Source organism: Mesorhizobium sp. M2E.F.Ca.ET.219.01.1.1 (genome assembly GCF_004016445.2).
Taxonomy (GTDB): domain Bacteria; phylum Pseudomonadota; class Alphaproteobacteria; order Rhizobiales; family Rhizobiaceae; genus Mesorhizobium.
In genome coordinates this window covers 301,193-316,157 of the sequence record NZ_SADT02000008.1, presented here as the reverse complement: position 1 = coordinate 316,157, position 14,965 = coordinate 301,193, and the positions used below count along the sequence as shown (strand labels likewise).

At 59.6% G+C, this 14,965-nt stretch carries 17 protein-coding genes; 9 read left to right on the top strand and 8 right to left on the bottom strand.

From position 1 onward, the window contains the following. The first annotated feature begins 4 nt into the window (after nucleotides 1-4). The 3 genes from EN862_RS32525 to EN862_RS32515 are packed head-to-tail and all read left to right on the top strand — an operon-like array spanning nucleotide 5 to nucleotide 2,162. Nucleotides 5-778: a thiazole synthase gene (locus tag EN862_RS32525; RefSeq protein ID WP_127864768.1), complete on the top strand. Its 774-nt coding sequence runs from the start codon at nucleotides 5-7 to the stop codon at nucleotides 776-778. Continuing rightward, on the top strand, nucleotides 775-1,380 hold the full coding sequence (locus tag EN862_RS32520; protein ID WP_127864767.1) for a thiamine phosphate synthase: 606 nt from the start codon (nucleotides 775-777) through the stop codon (nucleotides 1,378-1,380). The genes EN862_RS32525 and EN862_RS32520 overlap by 4 nt, the downstream gene beginning before the upstream one ends. Further along, nucleotides 1,371-2,162 carry a hydroxymethylpyrimidine/phosphomethylpyrimidine kinase gene (locus EN862_RS32515; protein WP_127864766.1) on the top strand — a complete coding sequence of 264 codons (792 nt, stop codon included), beginning with the start codon at nucleotides 1,371-1,373 and terminating at the stop codon, nucleotides 2,160-2,162. The genes EN862_RS32520 and EN862_RS32515 overlap by 10 nt, the downstream gene beginning before the upstream one ends. Before the next feature lie 213 nt (nucleotides 2,163-2,375). Here EN862_RS32515 and EN862_RS32510 read toward each other — a convergent pair whose 3' ends face one another. Next, the gene (locus EN862_RS32510; RefSeq protein ID WP_127864765.1) at nucleotides 2,376-3,374 is read right to left on the bottom strand and encodes a LacI family DNA-binding transcriptional regulator; all 999 of its coding nucleotides are present in this window, start codon (nucleotides 3,372-3,374) and stop codon (nucleotides 2,376-2,378) included. 35 nt (nucleotides 3,375-3,409) lie between these two features. On the opposite strand from EN862_RS32510, the gene EN862_RS32505 reads away from it, so the two are divergent. From EN862_RS32505 to EN862_RS32485, 5 genes are read left to right on the top strand one after another with little or no spacing between them, the layout of a single operon-like run. Then, nucleotides 3,410-4,621, top strand: a complete 1,212-nt coding sequence (locus EN862_RS32505) for an ABC transporter substrate-binding protein (protein ID WP_245519777.1) — start codon at nucleotides 3,410-3,412, stop codon at nucleotides 4,619-4,621. Nucleotides 4,622-4,656: 35 nt separating this feature from the next. After that, nucleotides 4,657-5,694, top strand: coding sequence for an ABC transporter ATP-binding protein (locus EN862_RS32500; RefSeq protein WP_127421431.1), 1,038 nt, complete (start codon nucleotides 4,657-4,659; stop codon nucleotides 5,692-5,694). Between the two features lie 8 nt (nucleotides 5,695-5,702). Continuing rightward, entirely contained in the window at nucleotides 5,703-6,578 is an 876-nt protein-coding gene (locus EN862_RS32495) for an ABC transporter permease (RefSeq protein WP_127864764.1), read from the top strand. Further along, nucleotides 6,571-7,362, top strand: a complete 792-nt coding sequence (locus tag EN862_RS32490) for an ABC transporter permease (RefSeq protein ID WP_127421430.1) — start codon at nucleotides 6,571-6,573, stop codon at nucleotides 7,360-7,362. The genes EN862_RS32495 and EN862_RS32490 overlap by 8 nt, the downstream gene beginning before the upstream one ends. Before the next feature lie 13 nt (nucleotides 7,363-7,375). Continuing rightward, nucleotides 7,376-8,296 (top strand): 5'-methylthioadenosine phosphorylase, encoded by a 921-nt coding sequence (locus EN862_RS32485; RefSeq protein ID WP_127864763.1) that lies wholly within the window; start codon nucleotides 7,376-7,378, stop codon nucleotides 8,294-8,296. Nucleotides 8,297-8,537: 241 nt separating this feature from the next. Here EN862_RS32485 and EN862_RS37045 read toward each other — a convergent pair whose 3' ends face one another. After that, nucleotides 8,538-8,702, bottom strand: a complete 165-nt coding sequence (locus EN862_RS37045; protein ID WP_245519776.1) for an HAD hydrolase family protein — start codon at nucleotides 8,700-8,702, stop codon at nucleotides 8,538-8,540. Then, nucleotides 8,638-8,808, bottom strand: coding sequence for a hypothetical protein (locus EN862_RS37040; protein ID WP_245519795.1), 171 nt, complete (start codon nucleotides 8,806-8,808; stop codon nucleotides 8,638-8,640). Before EN862_RS37040 ends, EN862_RS37045 begins: the two co-directional genes overlap by 65 nt. 370 nt (nucleotides 8,809-9,178) lie before the next feature. Here EN862_RS37040 and EN862_RS32475 point away from each other — a divergent pair, with 370 nt between their 5' ends. Next, a complete protein-coding gene (locus EN862_RS32475; RefSeq protein ID WP_189401906.1) occupies nucleotides 9,179-10,348 on the top strand; it encodes an MFS transporter in 1,170 nt (389 codons plus the stop codon). Nucleotides 10,349-10,504: 156 nt separating this feature from the next. Here the strand turns inward: EN862_RS32475 and EN862_RS32470 are convergent, their stop codons facing one another. Genes EN862_RS32470 through EN862_RS32450 form a run of 5 tightly spaced genes read right to left on the bottom strand, consistent with a single transcriptional unit; the run spans nucleotide 10,505 to nucleotide 14,963 of the window. Further along, complete coding sequence (locus EN862_RS32470; RefSeq protein ID WP_127864761.1) at nucleotides 10,505-11,470, bottom strand: D-2-hydroxyacid dehydrogenase; 966 nt, start codon at nucleotides 11,468-11,470, stop codon at nucleotides 10,505-10,507. Between the two features lie 38 nt (nucleotides 11,471-11,508). Further along, nucleotides 11,509-12,348, bottom strand: a complete 840-nt coding sequence (locus EN862_RS32465) for an amidohydrolase family protein (protein ID WP_127864760.1) — start codon at nucleotides 12,346-12,348, stop codon at nucleotides 11,509-11,511. Then, nucleotides 12,341-12,829 (bottom strand): flavin reductase family protein, encoded by a 489-nt coding sequence (locus EN862_RS32460; RefSeq protein WP_189401907.1) that lies wholly within the window; start codon nucleotides 12,827-12,829, stop codon nucleotides 12,341-12,343. The genes EN862_RS32465 and EN862_RS32460 overlap by 8 nt, the downstream gene beginning before the upstream one ends. A 47-nt stretch (nucleotides 12,830-12,876) precedes the next feature. Further along, the gene (locus EN862_RS32455) at nucleotides 12,877-13,335 is read right to left on the bottom strand and encodes a PaaI family thioesterase (RefSeq protein WP_127864859.1); all 459 of its coding nucleotides are present in this window, start codon (nucleotides 13,333-13,335) and stop codon (nucleotides 12,877-12,879) included. 2 nt (nucleotides 13,336-13,337) lie between these two features. After that, nucleotides 13,338-14,963, bottom strand: coding sequence for a class I adenylate-forming enzyme family protein (locus EN862_RS32450; protein ID WP_127864758.1), 1,626 nt, complete (start codon nucleotides 14,961-14,963; stop codon nucleotides 13,338-13,340). Nucleotides 14,964-14,965: the final 2 nt, after the last annotated feature.

Here is a 14,965-nt window from a genome sequence, read left to right as displayed (position 1 = left end):
CCAAATGATCGAACTCTACGGACAAAAATTCTCATCGCGCCTTCTGCTTGGCACGGCGCTCTACCCCTCACCTGCCGTCATGGCCGAGGCTGTCAAGGCGTCCGGCGCAGAGATCGTCACCGTGTCGCTTCGCCGCGAGACCTCCGGCGGCAAGGCCGGCGGTCAGTTCTGGTCGCTGGTCCAGTCGCTGGGCGTTCGCGTCCTGCCCAACACCGCCGGCTGCCATTCGGTGCGGGAGGCAGTCACGACGGCACAGATGGCGCGTGAGGTGTTCGGCACCAACTGGATCAAGCTCGAAGTGATCGGCAACCACGATACGCTGCAGCCTGATGTCTTCGGGCTGGTCGAAGCGGCAAGGATCCTTGCCTCGGAAGGCTTCGAGGTCTTCCCATACACGACCGACGATCTCGTCGTTGCCGAGCGGCTGCTTGAGGCCGGCTGCCGGCTGCTGATGCCCTGGTGCGCGCCGATCGGCTCCGCGCGCGGGGCGCAAAACCCCGATGCGCTTAGAAGCCTGCGCGGCCATTTCCCCAACGTGCCGCTGATCGTCGACGCTGGCATCGGCCGCCCTTCGCACGCCGCAGCCGTTATGGAGCTCGGCTACGACGCAGTGCTGCTCAACACGGCCGTGGCCAAGGCCGGCGATCCCGTGGCCATGGCCGCGGCGTTTGGCAAGGCGATCGAAGCTGGCTGGGGGGCCCATTGCGCCGGCCTGCTCGAGCCGCGCGACATGGCCGTCCCCTCTACCCCAGTCATCGGCATGGCAGCATTGTCATGAAGCTCGATCCGTTCTACCTGATCGTCGATTCCGCCGCCTGGGTCCAACGTCTCGTGCCGCTTGGCGTGAAGCTTGTGCAACTGCGCATCAAGGACCTGGACGAAGCTTCGCTGCGCCGCGAGATCCGCGCTTCGAAGGCGGTATGCGACCGCCGCGGCTGTCAGCTCATCGTAAACGACTACTGGCGTATCGCGATCGAGGAGGATTGCGATTTCGTCCATCTCGGCCAGGAAGATCTGGCCGCCGCCGATGTGAAGGCCATCCGCAGGGCGGGTGTGAGGCTTGGCCTGAGCACCCACGACGACGCCGAACTTGAGACCGCGCTGCAGGCCGAGCCCGACTATGTCGCGCTTGGCCCGATCTACCCAACCATCCTCAAGGCGATGAAATGGGCACCGCAGGGGCTTGAGCGCATCGCTTTGTGGAAGCAGCGCGTAGGCAACATCCCGCTCGTAGCCATCGGCGGACTCACCGCCGAGCGAATTGCAAATGTCTTCGCGCACGGCGCGCAAAGTGCGGCGGTCGTCACCGACATCACTCGCAACATGCGCCCCGAGGCACGCACGGCCGAATGGCTGGCGGCGACAGCCCAATGGCGATGACGCCGCACGTGCTCGTCGTAGCTGGTTCAGATTCGAGCGGCGGCGCCGGACTAGCCCGCGACGTCGAGACCTTATCTGCGCTTGGACAGCGCAGCTGCCTCGCCGTCACGGCCGTCACGGTACAGACGCACGAGGACGTCGAGCGCATCGAATACATTTCGCCGGACCTCATCGCCGCCCAGATGGGCGCTGCCTTTGCGGCCAACCAAATCGCTGCGGTCAAGGTTGGCATGCTGGGCAGAGCCGCGGCGATCGAGGCCGTCGCCTCGATTTTGGCGCGCAACCGCCACGTGCCTGTCGTGCTCGACCCTGTGCTGGCCTCCACGTCGGGGCGAGCGCTCTTAGAGGAGGACGCCGTCGACGCGATGCGTCGCGATCTCATGCCGGTATGCCGGCTGGTTACACCCAATCTACTCGAGCTGGCGGCGCTGACAGGGTCGGTCTTGGCGTCAAACGACGAAGCGGCCTGCCAGCAGGGCAAGCAATTATCGGGCGCTGTGGGAACCGCCGTGCTGGTAAAAGGCGGACATGCGCAGGGAAGGCAAGCCGCTGACCTGCTTGTTCCACCGGACGGCCCGGCCATTCGGTTCGTCTCGACGCGCCTGAAGTGCAGCATGCGGGGCACGGGTTGCATGCTCTCCACCGCTGTCGCAGCCTTTCTTGCCCTCGGCGCTTCACTGGAAGAGAGCGTTCGTGGTGCCAAGCAATATGTTTTCGACAAGTTTGCTCGAGCGGAAGCCCAAGGAGAGGCAGCCCACCACTCTCAGCGATGTGTTCGTTGAGGAAAAAACGCACTTGCGCTCACTTTCCGCTGCAAGGTCAGTCCAGACGAGCGACCGGCCGGAATGAAAGGACGGTCGCGACAAACATGCAAGACGGGACGACGGAATCAGCCAGGACGGAGAAAATCTCAAATTTGGCCCACGAAGTCGGAAGATGACGATTTCCGACCGCGTTGGTGTCGAGGGTGGAGGCCCAACGATCTTCTTTCGCGGCTACCCGAGGGTCTCGAATCTACCCTTCAACAATATTGTCGCCGCCTGGCCAGTCGGATTGGCGATTTGCCGTTCCAATATTTCGACTAGTTTTCGTCCGACGTCCGCCATATCCACTGAATGAATTCCGATCTTCGCCGGGAGAAAGCGCGAAAGATGCGTGTTGTCGCGCGTCACGATATGGACATCGCGGCCCGGCACCAAGCCTCGTCTACCAAGAGCCCGCAATGCTCCGAGAAGGCCGAGTTCGTTGGCACAGGCCAAGCCAGTTGGCGGATCAGGCGATCCGAGCACGCGATCGAACCAGTCAGTGCTTGCTTCCATCGTGAATGTCGCATGGCCGATCAGCTCAGGGTCAATCACGTTGCCCGCCTCATTCATGGCCCTCTCATAGCCCAAGAGACGCATTGTGCTTGCCTGATCCTCAGGAACCAGCAACTGCAAGGCAATTCGACGACAACCTTTCTTCGTGAGGCGCCGAGTTGCGTCATAGGCAATCTGCTCATTATCGACGTCGACGTATGGGTAAGCTAGGTCCAGGTCAGTCCTTCCAAAAGTGACGAAAGGTACATCCTCGTCGAGCAGCAGCTTAATTCGGGGATCGGCCGAGACCATTCGGGTGATGATCAGGCCATCCGCACTGCGCGCCCGAAGGAGGCGCCGCAAGGTTTCGACGGGGTCTTCCTCCGGTGTGGTGGAATAGACGCTGAGACTGTAGCCCAACTGTCTCGCCGCCAGTGTCATGCCTTCGATCAAAGGGAGCTTCGCCAAATCCGACAGATAATCGCGTGTCTCCATCGGCAGCACCGCGGTCAGTGTCGAGGTCCGCCCGGTTTTTAGCGCGCGACCGTGCTGGTTCGGCACGTAGCCCACTCGCGCCGCCTCGTCCTTGACGCGGGCGACGGTCGAGGGATGCACTTCCGGCCCATCCTTCAGAGCGCGCGCTACTGTCGTCACCGAAAGGGAAAGCTCCGCCGCGATCTGTTTCAGGTTGGCCATTTCGCCCGTCTTCCACTCCGAACGTGTCGGCTGATTTGCTGAACACCGTAACGTTACCGGATTCGATCAAACGTTCAAACAAAGCTGACCGCGTTCCAGCCGAGCCACTTGACTCTCGGTGTTTTCACGGTAACCGTAACGTTACGATTTGCGAAAAAGGGCCTATTTCCGTCGGCTTCGGCAAATCCGGAGGAGGAGAAACCATGTCTTTTAAACTTCGAATTTCAGTGGCCGTCATTGCAGTGTCGGCCGCATTGCCCGTCTATGCCCAATCCGTCACGATCACGACCGCTGGCGGCGACTATGGCAAAGCCATGCAGGAGGCCATGTGGGCTCCCGCGGCAAAGGAGCTGGGCTACGACGTGAGGGAGGAAACGCAAAGCGATGGTTTTGCCGCACTCAAGATGCAAGTCACGTCTGGAGCCGTCACGACAGACATCATTCACCTCGGTTCCCCGGAAGGCGCGCAGGCAGCCGCGCAGTCTCTGCTGGAGCCGCTCGACGGCAATATAATCGATCTCAACGCGGTGCCGGCCGGCGCAAGATCCGACTACTGCTACCCGTTCGACTCTTACGGCACGGTCATGTCGTGGAACACGAAAACTTATGGCACCAATCCGCCGAAGACATGGGCCGAGTTCTGGGACGTCGGCAAATTCCCAGGCCGCCGAGCCCTGCGCTCCAACGCGCAGGACTTGATCGAAATCGCGCTGCTTTCCGACGGCGTGGCCCCGGCGGACGTTTACTCGGTGCTCAGCACGCCTGAGGGTTTGCAGCGCGCGATCAAGCGGCTCGAGGCAATCAAGCCAAGCGTTGCGGTTTGGTGGACTTCCGGCGCCCAGTCTGCCCAACTGCTGAAGGATGCCGAAGCGGATCTGGTCGTTACCTGGAACGGTCGGGCTCAAACCGTGAAAGCCGATGGCGGCATGGTGGATTATTCCTTCAAAGGTTCGGTAATCGGTACGGACTGCCTTGCCGTGCCGAAGGGTGCCCCGAACAAGGAAGCGGCCATGAAGCTGATCGCCGCGATGACGCAGCCGGCACGCGTGGCCAAGCTGACCGACTTCATCGCCTATGGCCCGGTCAACCCGGCAGCTTACAAGGCGGGGCTCATCCCTGACGAGCGACTGAAGACATTGGCGACCGCTCCTGAGAACGCGGGCACTTCCGTCTTCTCGAATCCCGATTGGTGGCTCAAGAACGGCGAGGCTGCCCAGAAGGCCTTCGACGAGATGATGAGCCGCTGAGTTCGAATCTGCCGTCTGGGAGGGGGACCAGGAAGATGAAATCGTTTCCCATCACCGTCGAAAGCGTGCGCAAGGCGTACGGCTCCTACCTGGCGCTGGATGACGTCTCGCTCGAAATTGAGGCGGGCGAATTCCTGACGCTGCTGGGGCCATCCGGATCCGGCAAGACCACCTTGCTCATGGCGGTCGCGGGTTTTGTCCTGCTCGACAATGGCAAGATCTTGTTGGGAGGTCGCGACATCACCCGTTTGCCCCCTAACAAAAGGGAGCTCGGCATCGTTTTTCAGAACTATGCCTTGTTTCCGCACATGAACGTGCTCGCCAACGTTGAGTATCCACTAGCATTGAGGAAGATCCCGCGAGTGGACGCTCGCCGGCGGGCGCTTGACGCCCTGGCCCGCGTAAAGTTGGAAGGCTTTGCGCAACGAGACATCGCTGCTCTGTCGGGAGGCCAGCGTCAAAGGGTGGCGCTGGCGAGGGCGATCGTGTTCAAACCACGCGTGATGCTGATGGACGAGCCGCTGTCGGCGCTCGACAAGAACCTGCGCGAAGCCATGCAATATGAGATCCGGCGCCTGCACGACGACCTGGGCATCACGACGATCTATGTGACCCACGATCAGCGGGAAGCGCTGACGATGTCAGATCGTATTGCGGTGATGAATTCCGGCCGCATCGAGCAGATCGATACGCCTGAGCGCGTCTATCACCGCCCGCTCACCCGCTTCGTTGCGGAGTTCATGGGCGAGGCCAATATTGTTCCACCGGGCTCAGTCCGCAGGATCGACGGCGTTGATGCGTTACGAGAAACATTGATGATCCGCGCAGAGAGCTTCCATCTAGATCCAGCGTTTGCCGGGCCAGACGGAGTGGCGCTCGAAGGCGTGCTGCGGGCCAAGTCGTTCCGGGGCGAGAACTGGCTTTTGACGCTCGAGCTCGACACCAGGCAAGAGGTTTTGATAAGCGTTCCGGCAACCCTCGCCGCGGGCTGCGCCGACCTTGCTCCAGGTCAGCGAGTGGCCGCGTTCGCACCGGCGGCCAAAGTTCACGCAATAGCGGGGGCGAAGGTGTGAAAGTCGCCATGGATCCGGCACTGGCAGCCGATGCGCGCAGAGAGCGCCGGTTCTTCCTTTCTCTTTCGTTACCGGCTCTGGTTATCGTTGGGTCAGCGGCGATCCTGCCGATCCTTTGGATTGTCCGGCAATCATTCCTGACCACCGCGGGCGAATACAGCGTCGGAAATTACGAGAAGGTGCTTTCAAGTGGACTGACCTGGTCGGCTCTCCTGACCACTCTCGAGCTCTCGATAGGGACGCTGGCGGTCTGCATGCTTCTCGGTCTCCCCCTGGCGCTTGCGCTCGCCAGCGCCAGACCAAGAGTAGCCAACCTGTTGATGGCATTCATCATGCTGCCGCTGTGGACCTCGATCCTGGTGCGCACCTATGGCTGGCTCGTGCTCCTGCGCCGCGACGGCCTTGTCAACGCGGTATTGACAGGTTCGGGCCTGACGACGGAGCCGCTGCCGCTGGTCTACAATTTCACGGGGACGCTGATCGGCATGGTGCACTACATGCTGCCGCTTTTTGTGCTGCCTGTTTATGCCGCGATGCGCGATATCGACCCCAACCTCACCCGCGCCGCCGCGAGCATGGGAGCCGGTCTTGGCCTGGCGATCCGCACGGTCATCCTGCCCCTTTCGGCGGGGGGCATCGTCTCGGGCTCGATGATCGTCTTCATCTACACGCTCGGCTTCTTCATCACGCCGGCGGTTCTTGGCGGCGGCAAGGTCAATCCGATCTCGATCCGGATCGAGCGAACGCTGTCGACTTTTCAGGACTGGGGTGCGGCGAGCGTGCTAGGCCTTCTCCTACTCGTTCTCCTGGCGCTGGTGGGCGTGACGTTCTGGGCAGCGCGTCTCCTGCTGACGCAGAACAAACTCGGTGTGGCTCATGCTTGACGCCTATCCGGAGAACAGGCTGGCGCTCGCCCTTCTTTGGGCCTTTTCCGCGCTCGTGTTGGCATTCCTGATCCTGCCCACCATCGTAGTGGTGCCGCTTTCGTTCTCAGCGTCCGATCTTCTCGAATTTCCTCCCCGTGCATACTCTTTGCGCTGGTACGAGAACTTCTTCGGTTCAGCGACATGGATGGCCGCGCTCAGGACCAGCATCACGCTGGGAACGTTGACGGCGCTGATCGCGGTGCCTTCGGCGTTGCTCGCCTGCATCTCCATGAATCGTCTCGGCGGAAAGACCGCAGTGACCCTTCAGGGCATCCTGCTCACTCCATCGGTCACGCCGGGCATCCTATTGGCGATCGGTCTCTTCATTGTGCTGGCGGTGCAGCATCTGGTCGGAACGCTGTTCGGTGTGCTGGTCGGACATGTCGTCTTGGCCATTCCGGTCGCGTGCATCGTCCTGTTGCCTGCTCTGGCCCGCTTTGACTGGAACCAGGTCCAGGCGGCGCGTAGCCTGGGAGCCAGTTGGGCACGCGCGATCGGCGGCATAATCGTTCCGCAACTCAGGATCAGCCTGCTGTCGGCGATATTGATGGCGTTCCTGACGTCGCTCGACGAGTCGGTCATTTCGATCTTCGTCGCCAGTGGCCAAAACAGCACGCTCCCGAAGCTAATGTTCCTGTCGCTGCGCGACCAGATCGATCCGACCATCGCGGCGATCTCGACATTGTGGACCGCCATCGTCGTGATCGTCGTCCTCTTCGTGACCCTTCGCCAAAAATCTTGACCGAGAATCGAATATGACTGCTGACCTTCAGGCCGCCGATGACCAGGCGGATCGAGTAATGGATATACCCCAGGTAGGGCTGGGGATTATCACGGGATCGGCAAACTGGGGGCTGGCCTTTCCGGAAGATATCGGCGTCGAGGGCGTTCGGACCCTAGAAAGGGATATCAGCTTTGAAACGCCCTTTGGCCGCACCGACAACTGGAAGCTGCTCGAGTTCGACGCCTCCATCACCGCCGAAGGCAAGCCGAAACGCGCCTTGTGCATGTATTCGCATGGCAATCCGCGGAGCCATATCGACCATTCCTGCCACCGTCGCGCCTTTTGGGTATTGATGGCCGCGGGTGTGCGTCAGGTCCTGGCGTGCTCGACCATCGGCGCGGTGAACAAAGCGATCCAGCCCGGTGATATGGTGATCAACGCCGATATCATCGAACTCACGCAAACGCCGTTTTCACTGCTGCCCGGTCGTCAAACCTTCGACTGCTCGGGCAAGCAGATCGTTTGCCCAAGATGCGCGGCGGTTCTGGTCGAGACCGCCCGCCGTCATTGGCCGCCCGAATGCCGCGTTCATGGCATCGAACAGCAATTGGTGGCTGCCCACTGCTACGGGCCGCGACTGACAAGCCCGGCCGAAGCCCTGGCGTTTCGCAGCATGGGGGCAGACGTACTCAACCACTCGATCGCCCCCGAGGCCACCCTGTCGCGCGAAATCGGCGCTTGTTTCGTACCTTGTGCATTCGTCACGGCTGGGTTCAACGACTACATGGATCGAAACCGTCAAAAACTCCTGCAGGAGGACGTTCTGCCTACCCTCTCCATGAAGGCCTCGCGGATCGCTTTGGAGACCGCCGCCAGACTGCCGGCTTACCCGGAATGCTCATGCCAGGGTCTGAAGTCGCCTCAGCCAGAAGAACGCTCCAGCCGCTTCTAGCGAGCGCTTAACCCTTTGGAGCCGTCCTCCAAGGCCCGGTGGTCTCAAGCCGAGCAGCTTCAGAGCAACTGAGCCAGATTGCCGTCTGGATGCAGGGCCTGGTTTCCTTTCATGCACTGGGTTTTCTGTAATGAGTGGGTGCTGCGTTAATGGAACCAGCGCGAGAGCGAACGATAATCGACTTCGGTGCCAATCTCTCCTCTACTGCAATAGCCATTCGATGGCCTCCGCCAAGCCGCCCTCATCGCAGGTGTCTCCACAAAAGTGTCCCCATGTCGCGAATTGGAGCGATTGCGTTGGCGACCGTCAGCCGCACCTTTGCCCAACGCAGAAGAGACAAGTCATTGGCCGCATCTCCTGCGGCGGCACAGCGCTCGGCTGGCACGCCAAGCGTTTTGGCAACCATGTCCGCGGCTAGTTGCTTGGACGTCCCCCCGAACGCCGCGAGGCGAGCGCGCTGTGGCAAGCACTATGCGCAGACCCGCATCGTGGGCCATAGCAAGCGCAGCCACGACGCGGTGGTGAAGCTTATAGTCGTGAGTCAGCAGCGTCCTGTTCACATCGCAAAACAGAACGAGATCGACATCGAGGCTCCGAAGGCAGTTGCACCAACTGCAGCGTTTCTAAAAAAGCGGGGATATGCCACCGGCCGTCGGCGAAAGCCGAGCAATTTGTCTCGTAGTCGATTCAGACGCTTGGAAAACCACCTAACGGATCGATAGCTTCATTTCGGTTCGCGCAATTCTGAAAACCTTTACAAATTAGCTCTATCCAAGGTAGGTCCACACGAGCGAGACCCGTTCCAAGAAGGGTCGATCACGCCCATTCTAACCGATCGGATGGTGTCGCCGAAAGGCGCGACACGTCACCGGAGACCAAATCTTGTTCGGAAGTCCGAAGCGCTCCGCGGGGCAGCCTGCCGTCACGTCTACAGAGGCCCGCAAGATCCGCACGGCGATCTTCTCCACTTTTTTCGTACACGGCAGCGCTTTCGGCACATGGTCTTCGCTCATACCGGCGATCAGGGTGCGCCTTTCGATATCCGATAGTGAATTCGGCTGGTCTCTGTTCATGATTGTCGTCGGTTCGCTTTTTGCAATGCTGGCCAGTCGGTCCTTGATTGCGCGTTTTGGCAGCAGACAAGTGGTTCGCGTCGCAAGCCCGCTCCTCCTGACGACGGTCGTCCTGGCCACATTCACACATGTCCCTTTGGTATTCGCCCTCGTCTTGCTGGTCCTCGGACTTGCGGGCAATTCCATGGACGTCGCCATGAACGCGCAGGCCGTCGAGGCTGAGCGCTCCTCCGAAAAAGCCCTTATGTCCTCATTCCATGCCATGTGGAGCCTCGGCGGCCTTACTGGAGCGGTTTTGGGAGGCCTGCTTGTCAAGAACGCAGGAAGCTCCTTCGGCGCCCTGATTGCCGCTTTGTTGCTCTCGGTGCTTTTTGCGATGAACCAGGGCAAGCTACTTGCCGCAGGACCACGTCAGGAGGGAACGGCAGCCCGGCCACTCAGTGCCAAGTGGTTGCTCATTGTCGCGGGCCTGCTTGCTGGCGTCTGTATGTCGACAGACGCAGCGGTCCGTGACTGGAGCCCTCTTTACCTCACTGGCAATTTTGCGCTCGATCTCGGCTACTCGGGGCTTGGCTACGGCGCATTTGCAAGTTCGATGGCAATCTGCCGGCTGGCTGGCGATCGCGTAAGGACCTCGGTTGGGGAAAAGCAACTTCTCGCGATCTCGGTATCCCTAGCAATCATCGGCCTTGCGATCGTCGCCTTTGCCAACCTCGCGGCAATGGCGCTATCCGGCTTTGTCTTGCTCGGCATCGGGGTGGCCAACATCTTCCCCACATTGCTGAGCATGGCAGGACGGCGCGGCGACGCATCAGGCATCGTGGTCGTGTTCGCGACCGGGTATGCAATTGCACTGGCCGCGGCGCCCAGCTTCGGGACATTGGCCGAGGCAACCTCCCTGGCCAACATCTACCTTCTGCTGGCAGCTATGTTTGCGTTAGCTGGAGCCGCTTCAATTCGTGTCGCCAACCGATTCTGAATGCGGATTTGACTCTAAGAAAGGTAAGCTGTTTCGGTCGCTGTCACTTTTCATCCAATGATGAGGATCGCTGTCGAATGATTACAGACGCTTGCGCTTGACGTCTTTACGTGAACACTTTCTTGTTCACCGCCACCCGGCATGGGATTTCTTCAATCAGAACCAGGACTGCTTCTGAACGATGTTTGCGAGGGGCCTGCCCTGGACAAAGGCCAAGCAGTTGTCACGCAGTATTGTGTACCGACGCTTCTCAAGATACGGGCCGAACCCTGCCATGTGAGGCGTGATCAGCACGTTTGGTATGCCCCAAAGCGCATGGCCTTCCGGAAGTGGCTCCTGATCGAACACGTCAAGCGCCGCTCCTGCCAGGCTTCCCTCCTCGAGCGCGACGACCAGATCGTCAAGTCGGGTGGTCAACCCCCTGCCGATATTGATGAAAAAGCCCGACGTTTTCATACGTCGAAACCGATCGAGGTTCATCATGCCTTCGGTATGCGGAGTATGAGGTACAGTAAGGATCACGAAATCCGCAGACGGAAGCAAATCATTCAAAGCTTCGACGCCGTGAATTTCGGCAAAGCCAGGCGGCACCGAGGTGCGTCGTGCATCGATCCCGACAATTCGCGTGCCGAAAGCCGAAAGCATGCGTCCAGCTTCTGCCCCGATGCCGCCCACGCCAACGATGAGGGCCGTCGCTTCCGGAAGGAACACGACCCCGCTATTCAAAGGCTTGGGAGCCCATCGACCCTTCAGTTGCTCAGTGTGATAGTAAGGCAGATCCCGCGAAAGCGAGAGAACGAAAGCCAGGATGTGCGCGCCAATATGGTCATTATAGACTTCCCGCGTGTTGGTTACGATCACCGGATGCTCTATGAGAGCCTCGTGGAAATAGCCAGGCGGCGGAGCGATCTGCCGGGAGTGAAGCCAGCGCAGTTTCCGGGCATGTTGAAGCAGTTCCGGAGAGAGCGCTCCAAAAGCTGCGTCAGCATCCGCCAGGTACGCGATCGCTTCCGCTTCTGTCTCGGGGACATGAACGACCATACCCTCGACGTCACGCCGCAACTGCGCTCCGAAAGCTCGCGACACATCTGACTGAGGTGGAACGAAGACGAAATTTATCATGACACTGGATATCTTCGAAAGTTGGCATGGCTTCGCCTTTACGCAAAAAGACGGGCCGGGTTGGTACTCATCGTCAGCCTGAGTCGCTCTTCGGTCTCACACCAATCTCGGACCAGCCGCATTGAAAGCGCATCGTCGACGGCTCCGAACGGCGCTGGTTCGTCTACACGGGCTCCCCGCCTGGAGTGCGGCCAGTCCGATCCCCAAAGCACCCTTTCTGGATTGGCATCGATGAGTCGCTTTGCAAAAGGGATCATCTCATCTGGAGACTTGGCCAGCCGATCCGCGAGCGACAGCTTCACATAGGAGCCACGGCTGACCATGTCGGTAAGCTCGGCGAAGCCCCGTTGATCGAGACCGTATTCGGCTCGGGCAAGGCCAAAATGATCGACGACAACTGGCACCGGCAGACTGGCGACTACTTTGCCAACAGCGGCTATCACTGCGAGGTTGGTGTATATCTGTATGTGCCACCCCAACCCGTCGATCTGCCTGGCAGCATCCTGCAGCCTTTTACGCGCTAGCGCGGGATGGTCTCTGAGCGCAGTTGTTTCAAGGTTGAGACGCACACCTCGAACGCCCGCGGAGTGGTAATCGCGAAGGGTGGAGATGTTCGTCTCCGGATTGAGCGACACAATTCCCCGCGCGCTTCCGTCGAAACGCTGGAGCGCATCTATCAGGCAGCTGTTGTCGTTGCCGTACACACTCGGCTGGACAATTACTGTACGGTCGATGCCGTGGCGTAGCCTGAAACTCTTGAGGGCATCTGCGTCCGCCAGCCCCGGCGTATATGTCCTTGAGGGGTCGAAGGGAAATTGCCGCGGGTCGCCAAAGACATGGACATGGCAATCCCAGGTGAGATCCTGACTCTCAGGCATCCGTTACCCTTCGAAATTTTCCTGCGAAGTATGCCAGCGGCACACTTCCAAGCAGCGCCATGTCTTTCACCCTCCCGACCAGAATACGATGATCACCTCCGTCGTAGACCGCGCCCACCTCGCAATCGGCATAAGCGAGGACGCCCTCAATCAAGATTGATCCGCTCTCGAGCCGCCTTGAGGCAAGGCCCTCGAACTTCTCGCCCTTCTTGCTGGCAAAACGCATCGCGATAGCTTCCTGACCTTGCGCCATGAAATTGATGCAAAAGCGGCCGCTGGAAATGATCGAAGGCAGCGTGTTCGATTTGTTGTCGACGCTGATAAGAAACTGAAGCGGCTCAACCGAAAGCGACATGACGGCGCTCATCGTCAGCCCCACCGGCTCATCCGATTCACTGACACTCGTAATCACTGCGACGCCACTCGGCCAATGCCCGGCGATCGAACGGAAAACGTCACGCGCAACTTCCGGGTTGTTCATGAGATTTGACGATCCTGTTAGCGGATGTGCATTCGAAGGGCATGCATTCATGACTGTCTTCCCTCATTGCCTGACGGTTTTGTTGCCTTCCATGTCGCGGTTGCAAAGGCGTAGAGTGCCTCCGTGGAGGCGTTGCGCGCCTCCGATCTGACGTAATTGATCGACTTGCCTGCCCTGAGAAATGACGCCCGACATACCACCATCTCGCCCACTAACGCCGGGGCTAGATACTGAATCTTCATTTCGAGAGTGGCCGCCGGAGACGCGTGGGTTTTGAAGAGAAGATGGCCCATGGATACGTCGATCGCCGTTGCCATAATTCCTCCGTGGAGAGTGCCCACGGGATTGGTTAGCTCCGGCACTACTTCGAACGTGACGTCGCATCCCTCGGTTGGGTATTCGATCCTTAGCCCGAGAAGCCTTGAAATGAAGAAGTCCCCGAATTCATGGCGATCGCTCGCACCTATTCGTTCGATGAGCCCTCGTGTGTCTGGCCTTGGGGGCATTGTCATCGCCACAGGTTCTCAGCCAGATCGAAACTGCCCACTCGCAGATCGGGTTTTGCCTTTTTCAGGTCGGGCTTCGAAATCTTGAGGGAGACAGTGAGCGGAAACTCGTCGACGTACTCGATGTATCTCGGCAGCTTATAAGTAGCCAGTCGACTGCGGCAGTGCTCAAGGATCGCTTTTGGCGATACCTCGCTGTTCGAAAACCCGGGCTGTAGGCGGATGTATAGTTTTACCTCTTCCCCACGGTAATCATCGGGCACGGGAAGTGCCGCGACCTCCAGTATGCCGGCGAGTTTACCGACTTCCTCCTCCAACTCGGTCGCCGAGATGTTTTCATTGCTTCGCCTGATGACGTCTTTGGCACGGGCAACCCAGAAGTAGTAACCGTCACTGTCTTGACGGAACAGATCGCCGGTCTTGAACCATCCCATGTCGAAGGCATCGGCGGAGGCCTCAGGCAATTTGTAATAGCCCGTCAGCATTCCCGACCCTCGAACTTGTAGCTCGCCGACACTTCCCCGCGAAACTTCGTTGCCAAGCGCGTCCACGATACGGCAGGACCGAAAGGCTGCGGGAAGGCCAACTGAGCCGGATCCAACCATGGTTGTCGCCTGCGTCGGCATCACGATCGTCGAACCCATCTCCGTCGAGCCGTAGATTTCGCGGATTGGGGCTCGGATTTTTCTCTCGGCTTCCGCATGCAACTCTTTGGGAAGGGCGCAGCACGCCATCCATTTCAACCGAGACTGGACATCGAGTGAGAAGTCCGGTCGTTTGGCGATCAAGTTTGACAGGGAGGAAAACTCGACTTCGTAACCAGCAACTCGTTCTGCAAAATGATTGAGCGTAGGCTTGCTGGCCACCAGCACTGTGGCGGCTTGTGTCAGGGCCATTGCCAGTCGCCATTGCCCGCCCATGTAATAGATGGGATTTTCGATCAGAACGTTTGTAACTCGGGGGCCTTGCAGAGAACGCACGTGTCCCATCATGGTGTGCCAACGATGCGGCAAGAGCGCGGGCTTGGGGCGACCGCTTGAACCTGAGGTGTAGAGAATGCTCGCCGGCGCATCGATATCGGGGCTTGCGACCGGAGTTTCTCGGTACCCCTGCCCAGCTAGGTCGGCGTTGAAGGATCGGCCGACCTCCTGCCCGGCCCCGGTCCCGACCACTATTATCCGCTCCGAGGGGAGTAGAAAGCGCTTCCAATCGGACACCCAATCCCGCCGCCCTTCATCAAGGACGAGGAATTCCGAGTCCGACGTATCCAGGATGTACTCGAGCTCTTTTTCAGTCAGGCTTGGATTGACGCCGACCGCAACCGCCCCGATACGGGAGAGGGCGATCCAGATAGCAATGATTTCGACGCAGTTCGACAACGCGATGGCAACATGCGTGCCTCTCTTAACTCCGAGCGAGGAGAGCAACGCCACTACCCGCCAGACGAGGCCGTTGAGACCACGATACGTAAGGACCCTCCCCTGCCCGTCGATCTCCCTTAACGCCGTCTGCTGAGGATACCTGTCGGCATTAAGCCTGAGCAGTTCGCTCAGACTGGCCGCGAGGGTTCCGGCTTCGATAACTCGCCGACCATTTTCAATAAGCTCGATTTCCTCGCGCGGGGTCATAA